This window comes from Arthrobacter glacialis (assembly GCF_002909445.1).
Classification (GTDB): Bacteria; Actinomycetota; Actinomycetes; order Actinomycetales; family Micrococcaceae; genus Specibacter; species Specibacter glacialis.
Window position 1 is genome coordinate 485,194 of the sequence record NZ_PPXC01000001.1, and the last position, 18,364, is coordinate 503,557.

Here is an 18,364-nt window from a genome sequence, read left to right on the forward strand (position 1 = left end):
CGGAATTGCCGTTCGTCGCGTCAACGCTACCTTTGACAGATTTTCATGCATGATCCGCAGCACACCGCCCGTGTGCTGCGGGTCATACTGCTACCGTCAAGTGGCCATATTTAAGTCTTAGCGTAGGGAAAATCATGACACTGCCGTCACAGAGGGCCGCCGATCCGGGCGATATTCTCGTTCAGGATCCAGAGTTGCCGCCCGTGGCAGTTGATCTTGACGCTGAGGCGGAAAAGCAAAAGTGGACGCCGCTGAAGATTGCCCTTTGGGCTGCCATCGCGCTTCTGGGCGGTGTCGCGTGGGTTGTTTTGGCGGTGGTTCGCGGAGAATCCGTCAACGCCATCTGGTTTGTCTTCGCCGCAGTGTGCACCTACCTGATCGGCTACCGTTTTTACTCCAAGGTCATTGAAAAGTACCTGATCCGGCCCAATGACTTCCGGGCCACCCCGGCCGAATACAAGGCTGACGGCAAGGACTTTGTCCCCACGGACCGCAACGTGCTCTTTGGCCACCACTTTGCCGCCATTGCCGGCGCAGGTCCCTTGGTGGGGCCCATCCTTGCAGCCCAAATGGGTTACCTGCCAGGCACCATCTGGATCATTGTCGGCGTCGTCCTTGCCGGCGCCGTGCAGGACTACCTTGTTCTCTTCTTCTCCATGCGCCGCGGCGGCCGTTCCCTGGGCCAGATGGCCCGCGAAGAGCTCGGCGTCATCGGCGGCACTGCCGCACTCATCGCCACGTTGCTGATCATGATCATCATTGTGGCCGTCCTGGCGCTGGTGGTTGTCAATGCCCTGGGTGAATCCCCGTGGGGCGTGTTCTCGGTGTCCATGACCATCCCGATCGCCTTGTTCATGGGCGTATACCTGCGCTACCTGCGCCCCGGCAAGGTCATGGAAGTGTCCTTGATCGGCGTGGTGTTGCTGCTGGCAGCCATTGTGGGCGGCGGCATGGTTGCTGCCACCGAGTGGGGCGCGGCGACCTTCCACCTGGACAGGACCACACTGGCATGGGCCGTCATCATCTACGGGTTCATTGCCGCAATCCTGCCCGTCTGGCTGCTGCTGGCACCGCGCGACTACCTTTCCACCTTCATGAAGATCGGCACCATCGTGATGCTGGCCGGCTCCATTGTGCTGGTCCGCCCCGAAATCAACGTCCCCGCATTCAGCGAGTTCGCTGGCCGCTCGGACGGTCCGGTGTTCTCCGGATCCTTGTTCCCGTTCCTATTTGTCACCATCGCCTGCGGCGCCCTGTCCGGTTTCCACGCGTTGATTGCCTCAGGCACCACGCCCAAACTGATCGAAAAAGAGCGCCAAGCCCGCTACATCGGCTACGGCGGCATGCTCATGGAATCCTTCGTGGCCATTATGGCGCTGGTGGCTGCACTGTCGATCGACCGTGGCATCTACTTCGCCATGAACTCCTCCTCTGGAGCCACCGGCGGCACCATTGAGGGTGCGGCCGCGTTTGTGAACTCCCTAGGTCTCACGGGCGTCAGCGTTGACGCCGCCACGCTAGCCCAAACCGCGTCCGACGTCGGCGAGGAGTCCATCGTGTCCCGCACCGGCGGCGCACCAACACTGGCAGTGGGGCTGGCCCACATCATGCAGCAGGTGGCCGGCGGCAAGGCCATGATGAGCTTCTGGTACCACTTCGCCATCATGTTTGAGGCACTGTTCATCCTGACAGCCGTGGATGCCGGAACCCGCGTGGCCCGCTTCATGCTCCAGGATTCCATTGGTAACTTCATCCCCAAGTTCAAGGACACGTCCTGGCGGCTGGGCTCGTGGATCACCACGGGCATCATGGTGGCCGGCTGGGGCGCCATCCTGATCATGGGCGTGACCGATCCGCTCGGCGGCATCAACACCTTGTTCCCGCTGTTCGGCATCGCCAACCAGCTCCTGGCCGCCATTGCGCTGGCCGTTTGCCTGACCATCGTTTCCAAGAACACGCGCATCAAGTACCTGTGGATGGTGGCGCTGCCGCTGGTCTTTGTCACAGTTGTGACAGTGGTGGCTTCCTTCCAGAAGATCTTCTCCACGGTCCCTGCTGTGGGCTACTGGGCGCAACACCTGGCGTTCAAGCAGGCGCTGGCGGACGGAAAGACCACGTTCGGCAACGCCAAGACCGTGGAAGCCATGGAAGCCGTGGTCCGCAACTCGGCCGTTCAGGGCACCTTGTCCATCATCTTTGTGGTGCTGTCCATCATTGTGATTACGACGGCGGTCAGGGTCACCATCCGCTCCATCAAGGCAGGCGGCGGAGTCAGCAAGGAAGACCCGGCCGTTGCATCGCGCATCTTCGCGCCGGCCTCCATGGCAGCCACAGCCACGGAAAAGGCCATCCTGAAGGAATGGGCCGAATCGGGCAAGCAACCGGTGCGGTCCGGGCACTAGCTGTGGATTCGCTGCGCCGGGCTGGCGGTGCCTTGGGCGCCGTCGGCAAGTACCTCAAGGGGGTCCTGGGGGAGGACAGCTATGAGAAGTACCTTGACCACCACGGGGCCACCGGATGCGCCACAGAACCCATGACGCTCAAGGAGTTCTGGCGCGACAAAACTGACCGCCAGGACGCAAATCCGGAGGGCCGCTGCTGCTAACGCGGCGATCCCTGCCGCCGACGGCGTGCCAAAGTGGCGGGGGTGGGTGAAATTTCATGCGCCCCCGCCACTTTGGCACGGCCTCGGGGAATGGTGGGGCTGTTCCTGGTTTCGTGTTCCGAGGGGAGGGCCCGGGACGGAACCGGCGCCTCCGTGAGAGACTTTCACTATGACTGACAAGGCGCACACACAGGCTAAAGGTTTGGCCGGGGAGGGGAAGATCATGGACAGCATTGCACCCTCCCTGGCGGGAGGACCAGCAGGAGGACCAACGCGCTCGGGAATGCCGGATGAGTCGCTCGGCAAACCCGTGAGCGTCGCCGACATGGTTGACCAGCCAGCCAAGGTGATGCGCATTGGCACCATGGTCAAACAACTGCTGGACGAAGTGAAAAGCGCGCCGCTCGATGATGCCGCCCGGACCCGGCTCGCTGAAATCCATGAGCGGTCCATCACCGAACTCGAGGACGGCCTGGCCCCGGAACTCGTAGCCGAACTGCACCGGCTGAGCCTGCCGTTTACCGATGAAAAGGCGCCCTCGGACGCAGAACTTCGCATTGCCCAAGCGCAGTTGGTGGGGTGGTTGGAGGGTTTGTTCCACGGCATCCAGACAGCCTTGGCGGCCCAGTCCATGGCGAACCAGCAACTTGCAGCAAGGCTGGCCATGCATCAGCTTGCCCCTGGAACAGTGATTGCCCCGGGTGTTGTGGTGGGTGAAAACGGTGAACCGCGCCGCGCTCCTGCGGGGCAGTCGGGCGTACCCATCGGCGGTTCAGGCAGTGAGCCAGCATCTGGCGATTCGGATTCCGGTGGCCCCGGACAATACCTCTGACGCGCATGCTCAAGGGACTCTTCAGCGTCAACAGGCAGGCCAAGCGCGACGACGCCGACCTCGGCAAGGGTGTGTGGCGCCGCGCCCACGACAGATTCCGTCGCGGCCTTGACCGCTTCCATCAAATGCTTGAGGGATTGGCGGAGGCAGTGCCAGACGCCTCGGCGTCCACGGAAGTGGCCCGGCAATCAGCCCAAAACTATGAGGCCATGGTGCAGTTGGCCAACAGCCTTGCCGAGCTCCTGCCCGAGGTGCGCAGCATTGCCACCCAAGCCCAAACCGTGGGGCCCAGCGAAGGGATGGAGATCCCCGCAGGCAGCGGCGGGTACCTCAACGACGTCCACCGTGAACTCTCACGTGCCGGCAATGCCCTGGCGGCAACAGCTGAAGCGCTGGCGTTGCTCCGGCTCGGCATGGGCGAGCCGTCCGGCGTCGAACGTAAAGCGGTGATCGTGCGCCAACACGTCAGCAGGGCACAGGAACTGCTGGCACGCAAGCAGTCAGGCGGGTAGGTCCCGGGTGGGTCGCTAGGCCCGTTTCTGGGCCCTAGCTTGACTGACTTCGTGGATCAAGTTCTCATTCTTGACGAACCGCTCGCACTCGTCTGCCACCAAAGCGCCCAGCCGGCCGCACTCGGATCCCAGCGAACCGGCAATGTGGGGTGTAAGAAACACATTCGGCAAGGTGTAGAGCGGAGATCCGGGCGCCGGAGGCTCCGGCCACGTCACATCCAACATGGCCGTCAGGTCGGGTCGGACAGCCAAGACATCTATCAGGTCCGATTCGTTTATCAGCGCCCCGCGGGCAGTGTTGATCAGTGTGGCATCCGGTTGCATGGATTCGAGTAGGTCCCTGTTCACCATGCCGCGAGTCGCCGGTAAAAGCGGGCAGTGGATGCTGACCACCTGCGAGCTCGCGAACAATTCCTGAAGGGTGACCAATTCGACGCCGGCCGCTGTTGCCTGTTCGGTTGAAGCGTAGGGGTCGTGGGCCACCACATCGACACTGAAAGCCTGAAGGAACCTGGCCACCTGGAGTCCGATCTCCCCCAGTGAGAGCAGGCCAACCCTGCTGCCATAGGTTCCGGCCAGGGGTGGGCGCTGTGCAAGCGCTCCAGCTCGTGCCGTTTCACGAGCAAGGACAGGGGCGCGCTTCAGGCTCAGCAGGATTTGGGCCAGCGTGAACTCGGCGACGGGAATGGCATTCGCTGCAGCGGCTGAAACTATGGGAATTTCCCGGGACCAGAAGTCGTCCGTGACGATTTCTTTGATCGATCCAGCAGCGAGAAGTACGGCCTTCAAGTTGGGGGCTGAGGCCAGGAAATTGGCGTCCAGCCTTGGGGCACCCCAGCTGGTCAGCAGCACGTCGACGTCATTCATAAGGTCGGGGGAAGCAGCCAACTGGATTCGATTCAGTGGCGGGTGGCAAAAATCAACTGATTCCTCCAGCCGGTCCAGGACATGGCGGGGGTATACGTCCGCACGTCGATCGTCATTCATAACCAGCAGTGCACGGAGTTTTTGAGACATGGCAATCCTTCCCGGTCCGATCATTAACATCGGATGTTTGACGTGATTCAGGTCATGCGATAGTTTTGTGGCAACCGCTTTCCAAGGTTAGCATTTTCGCCCTGTGAACGTCTGAATATTTCCTGTCCGGGGTGGAGTCGTCCATGGCATCGACCGCGCCGTTGCGATCAAGGCCCGACGGGGATTACCGGAGAGCAGTCCCAACGCGGGCCGGGCAACTAACAGGATCCAAACAATGGTCAACACGATTACGAAGGAGTATTCATGACTATCGCTGCTGAGGGAGCGAACGACGGCAAAGAGGTGCGGAAGAATCCCGAAAAACTCTTGTCTTTCAGGAAACCGGCAGAACAGTGGCTCCATGCCCTGCCTCTTGGAAATGGAAGCCTGGGGGCCATGGTCCATGGTGGGGTGCAGCGTGAGCGCATCGCACTGAACCTGGACACATTTTGGTCCGGGGGGCCCCGGAACCACAATGTCTCCGGTGGTCCGGACATTCTCCGGGCAATGCGAGGACTGATTTTTGACGGCAATGCGGACCCGTCTGGCGTGGATGCCCTCGCCCGGCAGATGCAGGGTCCAGCCACTGAATCATTCCAGCCTTTGGGCGATTTGATTATCGAGCAGCTCGACGCCATGGCAGATGAAACATCCCATGTCTACAGTCGTGAGCTGGATCTTTCCACTGCTGTTGCCACCACACACTTTGCCAGTCAGCAGGGAGGATTCTCCCGGGAGGCATTCTGTTCCCACGCAGATAATGTGCTGGTTGTCCGGCAGGTATCGACCATCAAGGGCGGGTTGAATCTGCGTGTCACGCTTCACAGTGTGCACAAGTCCGTGGCAGCACCTGATGGAGGCAGGTCTCCGCGTCCGCTGGAGCAAACCATGGGCCTGTCGGGACGCGCTCCGGATTCCATTCCCGGTATGGGCTCCGACGTCGATGCAGGCGTTTCGTACAGTCAGCAACAGGGCATGCTGTTCGACCTTGCCGCACTGGTCACTGCAGATCAGGGCGAAGTCTCACTCTGTGCTGACGGGTCGGTGGAAGTCCGGGGGGCGACGACGGTATCAATTCTGCTCAGCGCAGCTGACTCCTACATCGGCTGGTCCTCCGCACCACATGAACGGCTTGACGATCTTCGCGCTTCAAATCTGGCGATCCTGGCTGCCGCGGCCGAATTGGACCATGAAGCATTGTTGGTCCGCCACCGGGACGACAACTCAAAACTGTTCAATCGTGTTGAGTTGGACCTTGGCGGTACCGCTTCGGAGAACGCACCGCCCACGGATGAACGGCTCGTGGGCCTGAGAGCCGGATCAACGGATGCCGGCCTCGCCGAACTGCTGTTCAACTTTGGCAGGTACCTTCTAATCGCCTCCTCCAGGCCAGGAACCAAACCTGCGAACTTGCAGGGAATATGGAACGCGGACGTCCGTCCGCCTTGGCGCTCGAATTGGACCGCCAATATCAACGTGCAGATGAACTACTGGGCTGCCGAGACAACGGGGCTGGCGGAGTGCCACGAACCGCTGCTCGAATTTATCGCCGAGCTTGCAGAATCCGGCAGCCACACAGCGACGGAACTCTACGGCGCTGGCGGTTGGACCTCCCACCACAATCTCGACATTTGGGGAACCACATGGCCCGTAGGTGGGGGTGACGGCAAGCCGCGGTGGTCCATGTGGCCCCTCTCGGCGGCCTGGCTGTGCCGCCACCTCGTTGACCACAATGATTTTTCCCCGGACCCGGCATTTCGTCGGCGGGCGTGGCCGGTGATTCGAGGAGCCGCGGAGTTCCTGCTCGACTTCCTTGTGACAGATCCGCGGCCGACAGCGGCCCCCGGCGCCCTGGTGACGGCGCCCTCCACGTCACCGGAGGCCTCATTCATTGGGCCGGACGGTCAAGTGATGTCCCTGGGGGTCATGACCACCATGGACAACTGGCTGATCAGGGAGCTGTTCGGCTCCTGCCTCCGCCTCGCAGCCACTGATGCGCAGTGTGCGGCGTTGGCCACGGAAGGATTTTCCAGCCGCCTCGCAGAGGCCCTGGACAGGTTGCCGGACATCGGGTTGCTGGAGGGTGGTGGCATCAATGAATGGGAGAGCAAGTATCAGGATGAGGACCCCGGCCACCGTCACCTGTCCCATCTTTATGGACTGTACCCCTCCAACCTGGTGGATCTCCATCAGACTCCACGCATGGCCGAAGAGGCCCGACTGGCACTTGAGCGCCGACTCAAGTCAGGCGGTGGCGGAACGGGATGGAGCCAGGCGTGGGTCGCGTGCCTGTGGGCGAGGCTCGGCGACGGATCGGCAGCTTTACGAAGCATCAACTCGCTCCTGAGCGACTCCGTGGCCGACAATTTGCTGGACCTCCACCCGCCCCGGATCTTCCAGATCGATGGAAACTTTGGGGTTGCCGCTGCCATGGCCGAAATGTTGTTGCAGAGCCACAGTGGGGAAGTAAAAATACTCCCGGCCCTCCCGCCGGAATGGCCGCGGGGAAGCGTCCGCGGATTACGAGCCCGGAACGGCCTGGTTGCAGCCATTGGCTGGGCGGACGGCGTGGTTTCCTTCGTTGAGCTCGAGGGCAGGCCCCTGCAAGTGGTCCGGTTGCGACTGCCCACCCTCTCGGCCCAAGCCTTGAACATGGACGTAGTGCACACCATTCAAATTCCGGAATCCGGAAAATACCGTTTGAATCCATGCCGTCCTGCTGCGACGGCCCTCAATCACGAGGCACTGGCACATTGATGGAACATCCACTCGAAAGGAATTGTCCATGAGCTTGACCAAAATTCGCCCATCGCCGCCACCTCTGGAAGCAAGGAAAGACCTGCCTATCAGGCCCAAGCTCTCGTTGTGGTCACGGATCAAGCGCGATAAACTCCTACTTTTTTTTGCTTTGCCAGGCATAGCGTTGCTGTTGACCTTCCAATACATTCCGCTGCTCGGAAATGTGATTGCATTCCAGGACTACCAACCGTTCCTGGGGATCATGCACTCGCGATGGTCAGGCTTCGACAATTTTTCCGTCATTTTCAACGGCGACCCGGCATTTCTCAACGCCCTCAAGAACACGCTGATCATCACGGCCCTGCAAGCGGTCTTCGTTTTTCCGGCGCCAATACTGATCGCTCTTCTGCTGAACAGCCTGCTGTCGAATAGAATCCGGCAAATTGTCCAATCCATCCTGTACCTTCCGCATTTTCTCTCGTGGGTCATTGTTGTTGCTGTCTTCCAGCAGATCCTGGGCGGCTCCGGCATGATCAACAATTACTTGCGGGCAAACGGCCATGACCCCATCTCCATTATTGGAAATTCGGAACTGTTCACCACTGTGATCACGAGCCAGGTTATTTGGAAAGACACGGGTTGGGCAACGATTCTCTTTCTGGCAGCGCTCGCCCAAATTGACCGCTCCCTTTATGAGGCATCGGCCGTCGATGGTGCCAGCCGCTGGATGCAGACCTGGCACATAACCCTGCCCGGGTTGCGTTCCATTATCATCCTGCTCTTTATTTTGAAGCTGGGGGACTCCCTCACCGTCGGTTTCGAACAATTGGTCCTCCAACAGCAGGCGGTGGGGCTGGGCGTGTCAGAAGTCTTGGACACCTATGTATTCAACAACGGCATTATCGGCGGAGCGTGGGGAGTCGCGGCCGCCGTCGGGCTCGTCAAGGGCGTTGTCGGTGTGGTCCTGGTCCTTTTGGCCAATAAACTAGCCCATTTCTTCGGCGAAGAAGGAGTTTACAAATCATGAGCCGGAAAATTATTGACGGAATGCCCGCGCCCGCCATGGGGACAAGGCTGCTCAAGGGGTTCATCCTTCTCCTTATCTGCGCCGTGGTCATCGTCCCGTTCATTGGCATCATCTCGACGTCAGTGGCCTCACCGGAGCAAGTGAATAAGGCCGGTGGATTTGTCCTATTCCCGGACTCGGTGCAGTGGTCAGCCTATGCGTCCGTCCTCTCCGGGGGAGTGGTCACCCGCTCCTTGTTTGTCAGTGCAGGCATTACCGTTGTTGGAACGCTCCTCAGCCTCACAGTCACCAGCATGCTGGGCTGGGCACTGAGCCGGCGCAGCATGGTGGGCAACAAGTTCATGATCATGCTTGTCCTGTTCAGTCTGCTCTTCACCCCCGGGATGATCCCCACCTACCTGATGGTCAAGCAGCTTGGAATGCTCGATTCATACTGGGCCCTGATTGTTCCCACCATGGTTAGCGGCTTCAACGTCATTGTCATGCGTTCCTTCTTCTCAGGTATTCCCGCTGAACTTATTGATGCCGCGAGGATGGACGGTGCCGGCGAGTGGCAAATCTTCCGACGGATCGCGTTGCCTCTCTCAAAGGCAGTTATGGCGGTCATTGGCCTGTTCTACGCCGTTGGATATTGGAACTCCTTCTTCAACGCCATGCTGTACCTCAGCGATTCTGCAAAGTGGCCGTTGCAGCTTGTCTTGCGGACGTACGTGGTCAACGGCACCCAACTCGGCGAAGCCGATCTGGGAGCCCTGGACGCGGTGCTTCCGCCGGAGCCATCAATTCAAATGGCCATCCTCGTCATTGCGATTGTGCCCATTCTGCTCGTGTACCCGTTCCTGCAAAAGCACTTTGCCAAGGGCGTGATGACTGGCGCCGTCAAGGGCTAGCCAGTCGCTGATTGCCAATAATTGACTTTGAATCCACCAGAGAGATGAAACCATGAAAACTTTCCAAAAATCAGAACTGTCACGCCGCGGAATTCTTCGAGGAACCCTCGCCATGGGCGTAATCGCCGCATTTGGCGCACCGCTTCTCACCGCGTGTGGTGACGGCGGCATACCTGCCGGAGCCAATGCGGGCAACGCCTCGCTCCCGACTTTCGTTAAATTCCCTGGTGTCACTGCCGACCTGCCCGGCACCAATGCAGGCGTCACCGATGGGTATTTCACCTACCCGGCCAACCCGCCGAAAACTACCACAGGGATTCCCGGTGACGGCAAGCCCATCACCGTCATGATGCCCGCGGCCGGCGCCATCCCACCGGCCCCGGACCAGAACGCCTACGCGCAGGAGCTGAACAAGAGGTTGGGTTCCGAGCTGAAAGTGGCGTGGACACCCTCTGCCGACTGGTCCCAGAAGCTGGCCACGACCATTGCCGGCGATCAGCTTCCGGACGTCTTCAATCTGTTGAATGAAACTCCCGACTTTCCTTCGATGCTGGAGGCCAAGGCCCTGGACCTGACGCCGTATCTGGCCGGCGACGCCATCAAGAAGTATCCCGCGCTGGCCAACATCCCCACGGAAAGCTGGCGTGGGGCAGTCTTTAACGGCAAGATTTTTGGCCTGCCGATTCCCCGCGGAATAACCACATCCCGAATCCTCTACCGCAGGGAGGACATTCTTGAGCAGTTGGGGGCCACCGCCGTGCCGACCAGCTTTGCCGAATTCCTCGAACTCTGTGAAACAGTGACCGAACCCTCCAAGAACCGCTGGGCCCTTGCCAGTCTTCCCATGACGTTCGTTCAGGAAATGTACCAGCTGCCCAACAACTGGTCTGAACACGACGGGGCCTTCAGTCATCTTTTCGAACATGAAAACATGAAGGCAGCACTGGAAGCAGGCCGCCAGCTCGTTGCTGCAAAAGTTGTCAACCCTGACGCGTTCGCATCGGCGCAGGCGCAATACAAAAAATGGTTTGACGCTGGCACGGCTGTCATGGTTGAAGACAGCTTGAGCGCTTGGCAGGGATTCCAGCGCCGAGGCGTCGCCATTCCGGGGTTCAAGATGGCCGCGCACCCGGCACCCGGTGCTGACGGTGGAAGTGGCAGCTTTTGGCTCGGAGATCCCAACCACTCCATCACCGCCATCAACAAAAAGTCCAAGGACAGGGTGGAAACCATTCTGAACGTTTTCAACTGGCTGGCATCACCGTTTGGCACCGAAGAAGACATGCTCAGGCAGTATGGCGTTGAGGGGCTCGACTATGAGCTGGATGGGAGCGACCCCATTTTGACGGACCAGGGCACCCTTGAAATCAAGGCAAATCCCGTCTACCTCACCGGGTCACCAGCAACGCTGTACATCTCACAGGGTGAGGACGCAGTACGGGCCCGCCATGACGCAGAGGAAGCCCTGGTGCCCCTGGCCGTCAAGGACGCCAGCAACGGGTTGTACTCTGCGACCGCATCACGTACCGGGGCGCAACAGCTCAAGTCGATGGAGGCACTGCAAAATGACATTGTTCAGGGCCGTAAGCCGGTATCCGCTTGGGATGCAGGAGTGAAGGACTGGCAGGGCAAAGCCGGTGACAAAATGCGTTCAGAGTATGAAGAGGCGTTTGCCCAACTCAAAAACGCCTGACCCCATCCCACCATGGCCGGATCCCAATGAGCAGGCCGTGCACCTATAAATGGCTGGAACAACCTGACACGGAACGGTCCGCACACCTGAGTTCTCTACGCGCGGACCGTCCACCTGGTGAAACGAAGGCCTGCCACCGTACCCGTCCGGACGCATCGAAAAGAGCACACCATGAAATTCTCAGTATTCACCGCTTCAACACCGGAATGGACGCCGGAGGAGGCTGCAGCAACCCTCGCCGCGCAAGGGTGGGACGGGATTGAATGGCGAATCACCGATCAGGAACCAGCCGCTGAACCAGGATTCTGGGCCGGTAATAGGTCCACGTGGGCCCTCACCGGGCTGGAAAAGGTTCTGGCGCGAATCGCGGCCGTCACCTCAGCAGCCGGCCTCGAGTACTCCGGCATCGGCGGATACGTGCGGTGCGACAACCATGATGACGTTGAGCGCATCCTGGCGGCGACGGCTCACCTGGGTGCCGGGCAAGTCCGTATTGTGGTGTTGCCATTGGGCGCCTCCGCCATGGGCGGAGAGCCCACCGGGCGTGATTACCGGGACCTTTTTGCGGAAACTCGGGAGCACTTTGCCTGGGTTGCCGAACGGTCTTCGTTCCATGGCGTGAAGGCCCTGGTTGAGCTCCACCACCAGACGGTGACATCATCGCCGTCGTCCGCCCTGCGCTTGCTGGAAGGGCTGGACCCGAACCATGTTGGCGTCATCCATGATCTGGGAAACCTCGTCGTCGAAGGTGGTGAAGAAAGCCTGGCAGGGCTGCAACTTTTGGGGGACTACCTCGCCCATGTCCACGTCAAAAACGCTGCGTGGCGTCAACTCCCTGGCACGGGTGCGGAATCCGCTTGGAAACACGAGTGGTCAACCCTGCGAGGTGGAATCGCCGACGTGCCACGGTATTTCGGGGCTCTGGCTGCCGTTGGCTATGACGGCTGGGTGACAGTGGAGGACTTCTCCACCGAATTGCCCCTCGCAGAACGTACCGCCGACAATCTCGCCTATCTCCGGTCTCTCGTGCAACCGTGTTAGTCGAGGTGTGTCCGTTGGCGTTGCTGCGGCTCGGCATGGGTGAGCCGTCCGGCGTCGAACGCAAGGCAGAAATAGTGCGCCAGCACGTGAGCCGTGCTGGCCAGCTTTTACACAACAAAGCCGCTTACTGACAAGTAGCTCGGCTTAGTCACTAAAAATGACGTGAAATCGGTAGACCTGCGTCACATTGAGTTGCGCCTAAGGTGAGCCTGCCCTTCTAATGGATTGCGATCAATTTTTGTTCGCTAATTATCTCTACCGCCGAGAGGCCCCCATAATGTTTAGCAAATTGCAGTTCAGCAAAGCCGCTTTGACGGCGCTGGCTGGAGTATCCGTTCTGGCACTTGCCGCCTGCAGTGGCGCAGCGGCACCGGCCGAAAGCACAAGCGCAGCAGGCTCAGCCACTGACGCCATCACTGTTTACAACGCCCAGCATGAGTCGCTGACGCAGGCGTGGGTGGATGAGTTCACCAAGGAAACCGGCATCAAGGTCACCGTGCGCAACGGTGACGACTTGGAGCTGAGCAACCAGATCATCGCAGAAGGCGCCAAGTCGCCGGCCGATGTGTTCCTGACCGAGAATTCTCCCGCCATGACGCAGGTTGAAAATGCCGGCCTCTTCGCCGACATCAGCGCCAAGGTGCAGGAGCAGGTTCCTGCCGAGTACCGCCCCTCCACGAACAAGTGGGCCGGCATTGCCGCTCGCAGCACCGTTTTTGCCTACGACACCACCAAGCTGAAGGCTGATCAGCTGCCCAAGTCGCTCATGGACTTGGCCGATCCCGCGTGGAAGGGCCGCTGGGCCGCGTCACCGTCCGGCGCCGACTTCCAGGCGATCGTCTCCGCCATGTTGGAGCTCGAGGGTGAGGATGCAACGCTGTCCTGGTTGAAGTCCATGAAGGAAAACTTCAAGGCTTACAAGGGCAACAGCACCGCCATGAAAGCCGTCAACGCCGGCGAAGTTGAAGGCGCTGTCATCTACCACTACTACTGGTTCGGCGATCAGAACAAGACCGGCGAGAATTCCAAAAACGTGGCCATGCACTACTTCAAGAATGAAGATCCGGGCGCTTTTGTCTCCATCTCCGGCGGTGGCGTTTTGGCTTCCAGCCAGCACCAGGACAACGCCTCGAAGTTCCTTGAGTACGTCACGGGCAAGGCCGGCCAGACCATTCTGCAGACCGGCACCAGCTTTGAGTACCCGGTTGGCTCCGGCGTTGCCGCCAACGAGAAGCTGACCCCGCTGGCCGATCTTCAGGCCCCCAAGATTGACCCTGCCAAGCTGAACTCCGCCAAGGTGACTGAGCTGATGACGCAGGCTGGTCTACTGTAGTTTCAATGACCTCTGAACACAGTACGACGGCGGATGGTGCGCCGGGTGCCACAATCTCACCTAGCGCCGCTGGGGGCCGGGGTTCACGCCTGGGCCCCCGGCCCGTCGTCGTACTTTGTTTGCTGATTGCCGCGTTCTCCCTGCTGCCGCTGGGCTTCGTGGTGGTTGCCACCGCCAACGCCGGGTGGGACACCGTTGTGAAATTGGTGTTCCGCCCGCGTGTTGGCGAATTGTTGTTTAACACGCTGTCACTGGTCCTGGTCACAGTGCCGCTGTGTGTGGTGCTGGGCATTGGCGGGGCGTGGCTGGTGGAGCGCACCCGCCTGGCCGGGCACAAGGCGTGGGCGGTGTTGCTGGCGGCGCCGCTGGCCATCCCGGCCTTTGTAAACAGTTATGCCTGGGTCAGCGCCATTCCGTCCCTGGGTGGAATCTTTGGCGGCGTCCTGATTTCCGTGCTTTCCTACTTCCCGCTGGTTTACATTCCGGTGGCGGCGGTGCTGAGCAGGCTGGACCCTGCCCTGGAACAATCCGCAGCGTCACTGGGGCTGGGACCCTGGCGGGTGTTTTACAGGGTGGTGCTGCCGCAGTTGCGGCTGGCGGCGGCCGGTGGCGCATTGCTCGTGGCACTGCACCTGTTGGCTGAATACGGCGCCTTCGCCATGATTGCTTTCGACACCTTCACCACAGCCATCTACGACCAGTACCGGTCAACGTTCAACGGGGCGGCGGCCAACATGCTGGCCAGTGTACTGGTGCTGTTTTGCCTGCTGCTGCTGGTTGCTGAGTCCAAATCGCGCGGCAGCGCACGGTATGCGCGGGTGGGTGCCGGAGTGCAGTCCAACCCCACACGCCTGGCCTTGGGGATGTGGCAGCTGCCGGGGCAGTTGGCCCTGGTGGCTCTGACCGTCCTGGCATTCGGTGTGCCGCTGTGGCATGTGGGCCGCTGGCTGCTTGCCGGAGGCAGCGAAATTTGGGTCCGGGACGATCTGCTAACCGCGTTGTTGCAAACCCTTGGCTACGGCCTGGCCGGCGCCGCCCTGACCACAGTGCTGGCCTTTCCGCTGGCGTACTTGGTGGTGCGCCATCCGGGCCCCTTCAGCAAGGTCCTTGAGGCCGTCAACTACATCTCCAGCTCCATGCCGGGCATTGTGGTGGCGCTGGCGCTGGTGACAATCACCGTTCACAACGTCCCCGCCATCTACCAAACCTCGGTGGTGCTGGTGGCAGCCTACGCACTACTGTTCATGCCCCGGGCCCTGGTGAATCTGCGGGCCGGGCTGGCACAGGTGCCGCGTGAGCTCGATGAAGCGGCACAGGCATTGGGGAAGCCGCCGCTCATTGCCTTCCTGCGGGTGACGTTGCGTCTTTCGGCCCCCGCGGCCGCGGGTGGCGCTGCCTTGGTGTTCCTGGGAATTGTCAACGAACTGACGGCCACCTTGCTGCTGGCACCCAACGGCACCCGGACTTTGGCCACCGCGTTTTGGTCCCTCAGCAGCGAAATTGATTACATGGGTGCAGCGCCCTATGCGCTGTTGATGATTGTGCTCTCAGCTCCCATGACGTACTTACTTTTTGTGCAATCCAAGAAAGCCGCAGGCCAATGACGTCTCAGCCCACCAACCCCGGCGGCACCACTAACAAGGCGGGCCGGACCGCCGGTGACGTGCCGGACCACTTGCAGGTGACGGGCGTACGCAAGAATTTTGGCAGTACCGAAGTGCTTAAGGGTGTGGATTTGGCTGTGGCGCAGGGCCGCACCACGGCCATTGTTGGCCCCTCCGGTTCGGGAAAGACCACGCTACTGCGCCTGATAGCCGGTTTTTCAGCCCCCGATTCCGGCCGCATTGCCTTAGCCGGTGAGGAAGTGGCGGGCCAATCCACCTGGGTTCCGGCCCACAAGCGCAGCGTCGGATATGTGGCCCAGGATGGGGCGCTGTTCCCACATCTGAGCGTTGGCGCAAACATCGCGTTTGGCCTGCCCCTGCGGGGCAAGGCTGCCTCCCTGCGGGTGGGGGAGCTGCTGGAAATGGTGTCGATGGATGCCTCCTACGCCAAGCGCCGCCCGCACCAGCTTTCCGGCGGCCAGCAGCAGCGGGTGGCGCTGGCGCGTGCCCTGGCCCGGCAGCCCGAGCTGATGCTGCTGGATGAACCGTTCAGCGCCCTGGACGCCGGTTTGCGGGTTGCTACGCGCCGGGCCGTGGCCCAGACGCTTGAGCAGGCAGGTGTCACCACCATTTTGGTGACCCATGACCAAGCCGAGGCTTTGAGCTTTGCCGATCAAGTGGCTGTCATGCGGGACGGCAAATTGGCGCAGATCGGCAGCCCGTTTGTTGTTTACACGCGGCCCTCGGATAGGGCCACGGCCGAGTTCCTGGGGGACGCAGTGATTCTTGAGGCGTGGATGGAGGGCTCGCTGGCCCTGTGTTCACTGGGTGGAATCCCTGTGCGCCGCCCGCCTGCCCAAGGCAAGGTGAACTTGATGCTGCGCCCCGAGCAGATCCGGATTGCCAGTGGCGGGCCCATCCGCGGCCGTGTGGTGGACACCGACTACTTTGGCCCGGAAACCACTGTGCGGATCCAGCTGGAACCCATCGCGGCCGATGCAGCCCACCCCGTGGACCCGCACCAGCCGGTGGGCGGGGAGATCATCAGCATCCGGCATTGGAACGCCATGCTGGCCCGGCCGGGAACTGAACTGTTCTTGAAAGTTGTGGGGGAGGGCGTCGTCTTCCCGCTGGAGGGCTGATTCGGGCCAGTTCAGGCCCTTCACCCATTCCAAACCGCAGCTGATGCGGGTGCGACGGCGTCGCACCCGCATCAGCTGCGGTTTGGAATCAGAAGACCGGTGAGGCGGAGAATAGGACTCGGCGGCTGGCAGGGGCCGAAACCCAGCATTCATTAACCAAAAAACCCCGCCTTGGCGGGGTTTTAGTGGAGCCTCCAAACAGAATCGAACTGTTGACCTTTTCATTACGAGTGAAACGCTCTACCAACTGAGCTATGGAGGCCTGTGCTAGCTGAAAGTCCCTATTGGGGCTAGCTGCTGAACACAAGAAACAACTCTAATATGCGCGGGGCGGATGTACAAAATCGGCCCTGCCCAGAAGCTGCCCAGAAGTCAGAAGATTTAGCAGCTGGTTCCAGATGCCGGCACTTTTCCGTCCACAAAGTATGCGTCCACCGTGGATGTCAGGCATTCGTTGGCGCGGCCGTAAGCAGTGTGGCCATCGCCGTTCCACGTGACCAAAACAGCTGAGTCAAGCTGCGTGGCCAACGCCTCCGCCCACCCGTACGGTGTTGCAGGATCGCCAGTGGTGCCCACCACCAGGATGGGGCCCGCACCAGCGGCAGAGATGGGGGCGGGATTTCCCGTGGCCTGGTGCGGCCAGTATTTGCAGGACAGTCCGGAGAAGCTCAGCAACTTCCCAAAGGTGGGGGAAGCCTCTTCAAGGGCAACCGCCTGTTCGCGCATGTGGGCAATGTCCGAGTTCATGGGGTAGTCAAGGCAGTTGATGGACGTAAAAGCGGCTGCGGTGTTGGACTGGTACTTGCCGTCCGAATCGCGGTCGGCGGAGAAATCAGCCAACAGCAGCATCCCTGAGGCGTCGCCGGCGAATGCTTGTTTCAAGGCGCCCCTCAAGGGTTCCCAGAGATCGGTGGAGTACATGCCAAAGGCCAGGCCACCGGTGAACTCTGTTCCGGTGACCACACGGCCGGCAGGGGTTTCCTGCGGGGTGGCCGTGTAGACGGCCTGCAGATCGCGGATCTGCGCCATGGCTTCATCCACGGTTCCCGTGACGGGGCATTCGTTTGTTCCCAAGCAGTCCTTGGCCCAGGCCCGCAAGGCATTTTCAAAACCAACGGCCTGGCCCATGGATACCTGGTCAATGTCCAGGGACGGGTCCATGGCGCCGTCAAGGGAGAATTTTCCAACCCGGGCAGGGAATAGTCCGGCGTAGGTGGCACCTAGTTTGGTGCCGTAGGAGAACCCCATGTAGTTCAGTGCAGCGTCGCCCACAATGGCCCGCAAAATGTCCATGTCCTTGGCTGAACTGACAGTGTCAATGTATTCAAGGACTGGCCCGGAGTTTTTCTTGCACAGTTCTGTTTGGCGCTTGGTCTCGTCCTCCGCGCGGGCCAGGCCGTCGTCGGTGGACGGGTCAAAGGGCACCTGCCGGGCGGCATCCATCTGGGCGTCGTCCAGGCATTTCACGCCGGCGGAGGCTTGCACGCCGCGAGGGTCAAAGCCCACCACGTCGTAGGCGCCGCGCAGCTTGTCGGAGAAGTAGCTTTTGGCCCCGTCCTTGACCATGCTCACGCCCGAGCCGCCGGGCCCGCCGGGGTTGACCAGCATGGCGCCCAAGCGTTGTCCGGTGGCAGGCAGCCGCGTCACGGCAAGCTTGATGGAGTCCTTCGCCGGATCCTCGTAGTTCATCGGGACGTCAACCTCGGCGCATTGGAAACCGCCGTTGCACGAACTCCATGTCACGCTCTGGGTGTAGAAGTCCAGCAATTCAGCCGGCACATCACCCACAACCTCCGGCGCCGCAGAGGTCTTGACGGGCGCATCGGGCGCCAGCACTGAACACGAGCTCAGCAACAATGTTGCAATGCTGGCCGCGGCGGTGAGGAACAGGCGGTGGCGGTGGCGCCGCAATACTTTTCCGGCAGACAT

General features: G+C 60.8%; 14 protein-coding genes and 1 tRNA gene. 12 read left to right on the plus strand and 3 right to left on the minus strand.

Annotated features, from left to right (window positions below; all coding sequences use genetic code 11):
* Nucleotides 1–134: 134 nt before the first annotated feature.
* From CVS27_RS02150 to CVS27_RS02165, 4 genes are all read left to right on the plus strand, one after another.
* The gene (locus CVS27_RS02150; protein WP_103464068.1) at nucleotides 135–2,402 is read left to right on the plus strand and encodes a carbon starvation CstA family protein; all 2,268 of its coding nucleotides are present in this window, start codon (nucleotides 135–137) and stop codon (nucleotides 2,400–2,402) included.
* A complete protein-coding gene (locus CVS27_RS02155; protein ID WP_103464069.1) occupies nucleotides 2,360–2,605 on the plus strand; it encodes a YbdD/YjiX family protein in 246 nt (81 codons plus the stop codon). Before CVS27_RS02150 ends, CVS27_RS02155 begins: the two co-directional genes overlap by 43 nt.
* 169 nt (nucleotides 2,606–2,774) lie before the next feature.
* Nucleotides 2,775–3,437: a bacterial proteasome activator family protein gene (locus tag CVS27_RS02160; RefSeq protein ID WP_103464070.1), complete on the plus strand. Its 663-nt coding sequence runs from the start codon at nucleotides 2,775–2,777 to the stop codon at nucleotides 3,435–3,437.
* Between the two features lie 5 nt (nucleotides 3,438–3,442).
* Nucleotides 3,443–3,949 carry a hypothetical protein gene (locus CVS27_RS02165; RefSeq protein WP_103464071.1) on the plus strand — a complete coding sequence of 169 codons (507 nt, stop codon included), beginning with the start codon at nucleotides 3,443–3,445 and terminating at the stop codon, nucleotides 3,947–3,949.
* A 15-nt stretch (nucleotides 3,950–3,964) separates the two neighbouring features.
* On the opposite strand, the gene CVS27_RS02170 is transcribed toward CVS27_RS02165, so the two are convergent.
* Nucleotides 3,965–4,966 (minus strand): hydroxyacid dehydrogenase, encoded by a 1,002-nt coding sequence (locus CVS27_RS02170; protein ID WP_103464072.1) that lies wholly within the window; start codon nucleotides 4,964–4,966, stop codon nucleotides 3,965–3,967.
* A 264-nt stretch (nucleotides 4,967–5,230) separates the two neighbouring features.
* On the opposite strand from CVS27_RS02170, the gene CVS27_RS02175 reads away from it, so the two are divergent.
* The 8 genes from CVS27_RS02175 (at nucleotide 5,231) to CVS27_RS02210 (ending at nucleotide 16,435) form a co-directional block, all read left to right on the plus strand.
* Nucleotides 5,231–7,723, plus strand: coding sequence for a glycoside hydrolase family 95 protein (locus CVS27_RS02175; RefSeq protein ID WP_103464073.1), 2,493 nt, complete (start codon nucleotides 5,231–5,233; stop codon nucleotides 7,721–7,723).
* 28 nt (nucleotides 7,724–7,751) lie between these two features.
* Nucleotides 7,752–8,732 carry an ABC transporter permease gene (locus CVS27_RS02180; RefSeq protein ID WP_103464074.1) on the plus strand — a complete coding sequence of 327 codons (981 nt, stop codon included), beginning with the start codon at nucleotides 7,752–7,754 and terminating at the stop codon, nucleotides 8,730–8,732.
* A complete protein-coding gene (locus CVS27_RS02185) occupies nucleotides 8,729–9,622 on the plus strand; it encodes a carbohydrate ABC transporter permease (protein WP_103464075.1) in 894 nt (297 codons plus the stop codon). The genes CVS27_RS02180 and CVS27_RS02185 overlap by 4 nt, the downstream gene beginning before the upstream one ends.
* Nucleotides 9,623–9,674: 52 nt before the next feature.
* Nucleotides 9,675–11,315 carry an extracellular solute-binding protein gene (locus CVS27_RS02190; RefSeq protein ID WP_103464076.1) on the plus strand — a complete coding sequence of 547 codons (1,641 nt, stop codon included), beginning with the start codon at nucleotides 9,675–9,677 and terminating at the stop codon, nucleotides 11,313–11,315.
* A 171-nt stretch (nucleotides 11,316–11,486) separates the two neighbouring features.
* Nucleotides 11,487–12,356, plus strand: a complete 870-nt coding sequence (locus CVS27_RS02195; RefSeq protein ID WP_103464077.1) for a sugar phosphate isomerase/epimerase family protein — start codon at nucleotides 11,487–11,489, stop codon at nucleotides 12,354–12,356.
* Between the two features lie 277 nt (nucleotides 12,357–12,633).
* The gene (locus tag CVS27_RS02200) at nucleotides 12,634–13,689 is read left to right on the plus strand and encodes an iron ABC transporter substrate-binding protein (RefSeq protein ID WP_103464078.1); all 1,056 of its coding nucleotides are present in this window, start codon (nucleotides 12,634–12,636) and stop codon (nucleotides 13,687–13,689) included.
* Nucleotides 13,690–13,694: 5 nt separating this feature from the next.
* On the plus strand, nucleotides 13,695–15,293 hold the full coding sequence (locus CVS27_RS02205) for an ABC transporter permease (RefSeq protein WP_103464079.1): 1,599 nt from the start codon (nucleotides 13,695–13,697) through the stop codon (nucleotides 15,291–15,293).
* On the plus strand, nucleotides 15,290–16,435 hold the full coding sequence (locus tag CVS27_RS02210) for an ABC transporter ATP-binding protein (RefSeq protein ID WP_103464080.1): 1,146 nt from the start codon (nucleotides 15,290–15,292) through the stop codon (nucleotides 16,433–16,435). The genes CVS27_RS02205 and CVS27_RS02210 overlap by 4 nt, the downstream gene beginning before the upstream one ends.
* 186 nt (nucleotides 16,436–16,621) lie before the next feature.
* On the opposite strand, the gene CVS27_RS02215 is transcribed toward CVS27_RS02210, so the two are convergent.
* Both CVS27_RS02215 and CVS27_RS02220 read right to left on the minus strand, forming a co-directional pair.
* A tRNA-Thr gene (locus CVS27_RS02215) sits at nucleotides 16,622–16,697 on the minus strand.
* A gap of 119 nt (nucleotides 16,698–16,816) precedes the next feature.
* A complete protein-coding gene (locus tag CVS27_RS02220) occupies nucleotides 16,817–18,364 on the minus strand; it encodes an alpha/beta hydrolase (RefSeq protein ID WP_103464081.1) in 1,548 nt (515 codons plus the stop codon).

What these genes read in the sequence shown, in the direction of transcription:
- CVS27_RS02150 (WP_103464068.1), top strand. Translation starts at nt 135, where the DNA reads ATGACACTGCCGTCACAGAGGGCCGCCGATCCGGGCGATATTCTCGTT.
- CVS27_RS02155 (WP_103464069.1), top strand. Translation starts at nt 2,360, where the DNA reads ATGGGCCGAATCGGGCAAGCAACCGGTGCGGTCCGGGCACTAGCTGTG.
- CVS27_RS02160 (WP_103464070.1), top strand. Translation starts at nt 2,775, where the DNA reads ATGACTGACAAGGCGCACACACAGGCTAAAGGTTTGGCCGGGGAGGGG.
- CVS27_RS02165 (WP_103464071.1), top strand. Translation starts at nt 3,443, where the DNA reads ATGCTCAAGGGACTCTTCAGCGTCAACAGGCAGGCCAAGCGCGACGAC.
- CVS27_RS02170 (WP_103464072.1), bottom strand. Translation starts at nt 4,966, where the DNA reads ATGTCTCAAAAACTCCGTGCACTGCTGGTTATGAATGACGATCGACGT.
- CVS27_RS02175 (WP_103464073.1), top strand. Translation starts at nt 5,231, where the DNA reads ATGACTATCGCTGCTGAGGGAGCGAACGACGGCAAAGAGGTGCGGAAG.
- CVS27_RS02180 (WP_103464074.1), top strand. Translation starts at nt 7,752, where the DNA reads ATGAGCTTGACCAAAATTCGCCCATCGCCGCCACCTCTGGAAGCAAGG.
- CVS27_RS02185 (WP_103464075.1), top strand. Translation starts at nt 8,729, where the DNA reads ATGAGCCGGAAAATTATTGACGGAATGCCCGCGCCCGCCATGGGGACA.
- CVS27_RS02190 (WP_103464076.1), top strand. Translation starts at nt 9,675, where the DNA reads ATGAAAACTTTCCAAAAATCAGAACTGTCACGCCGCGGAATTCTTCGA.
- CVS27_RS02195 (WP_103464077.1), top strand. Translation starts at nt 11,487, where the DNA reads ATGAAATTCTCAGTATTCACCGCTTCAACACCGGAATGGACGCCGGAG.
- CVS27_RS02200 (WP_103464078.1), top strand. Translation starts at nt 12,634, where the DNA reads ATGTTTAGCAAATTGCAGTTCAGCAAAGCCGCTTTGACGGCGCTGGCT.
- CVS27_RS02205 (WP_103464079.1), top strand. Translation starts at nt 13,695, where the DNA reads ATGACCTCTGAACACAGTACGACGGCGGATGGTGCGCCGGGTGCCACA.
- CVS27_RS02210 (WP_103464080.1), top strand. Translation starts at nt 15,290, where the DNA reads ATGACGTCTCAGCCCACCAACCCCGGCGGCACCACTAACAAGGCGGGC.
- CVS27_RS02220 (WP_103464081.1), bottom strand. Translation starts at nt 18,364, where the DNA reads ATGTCTGCCGGAAAAGTATTGCGGCGCCACCGCCACCGCCTGTTCCTC.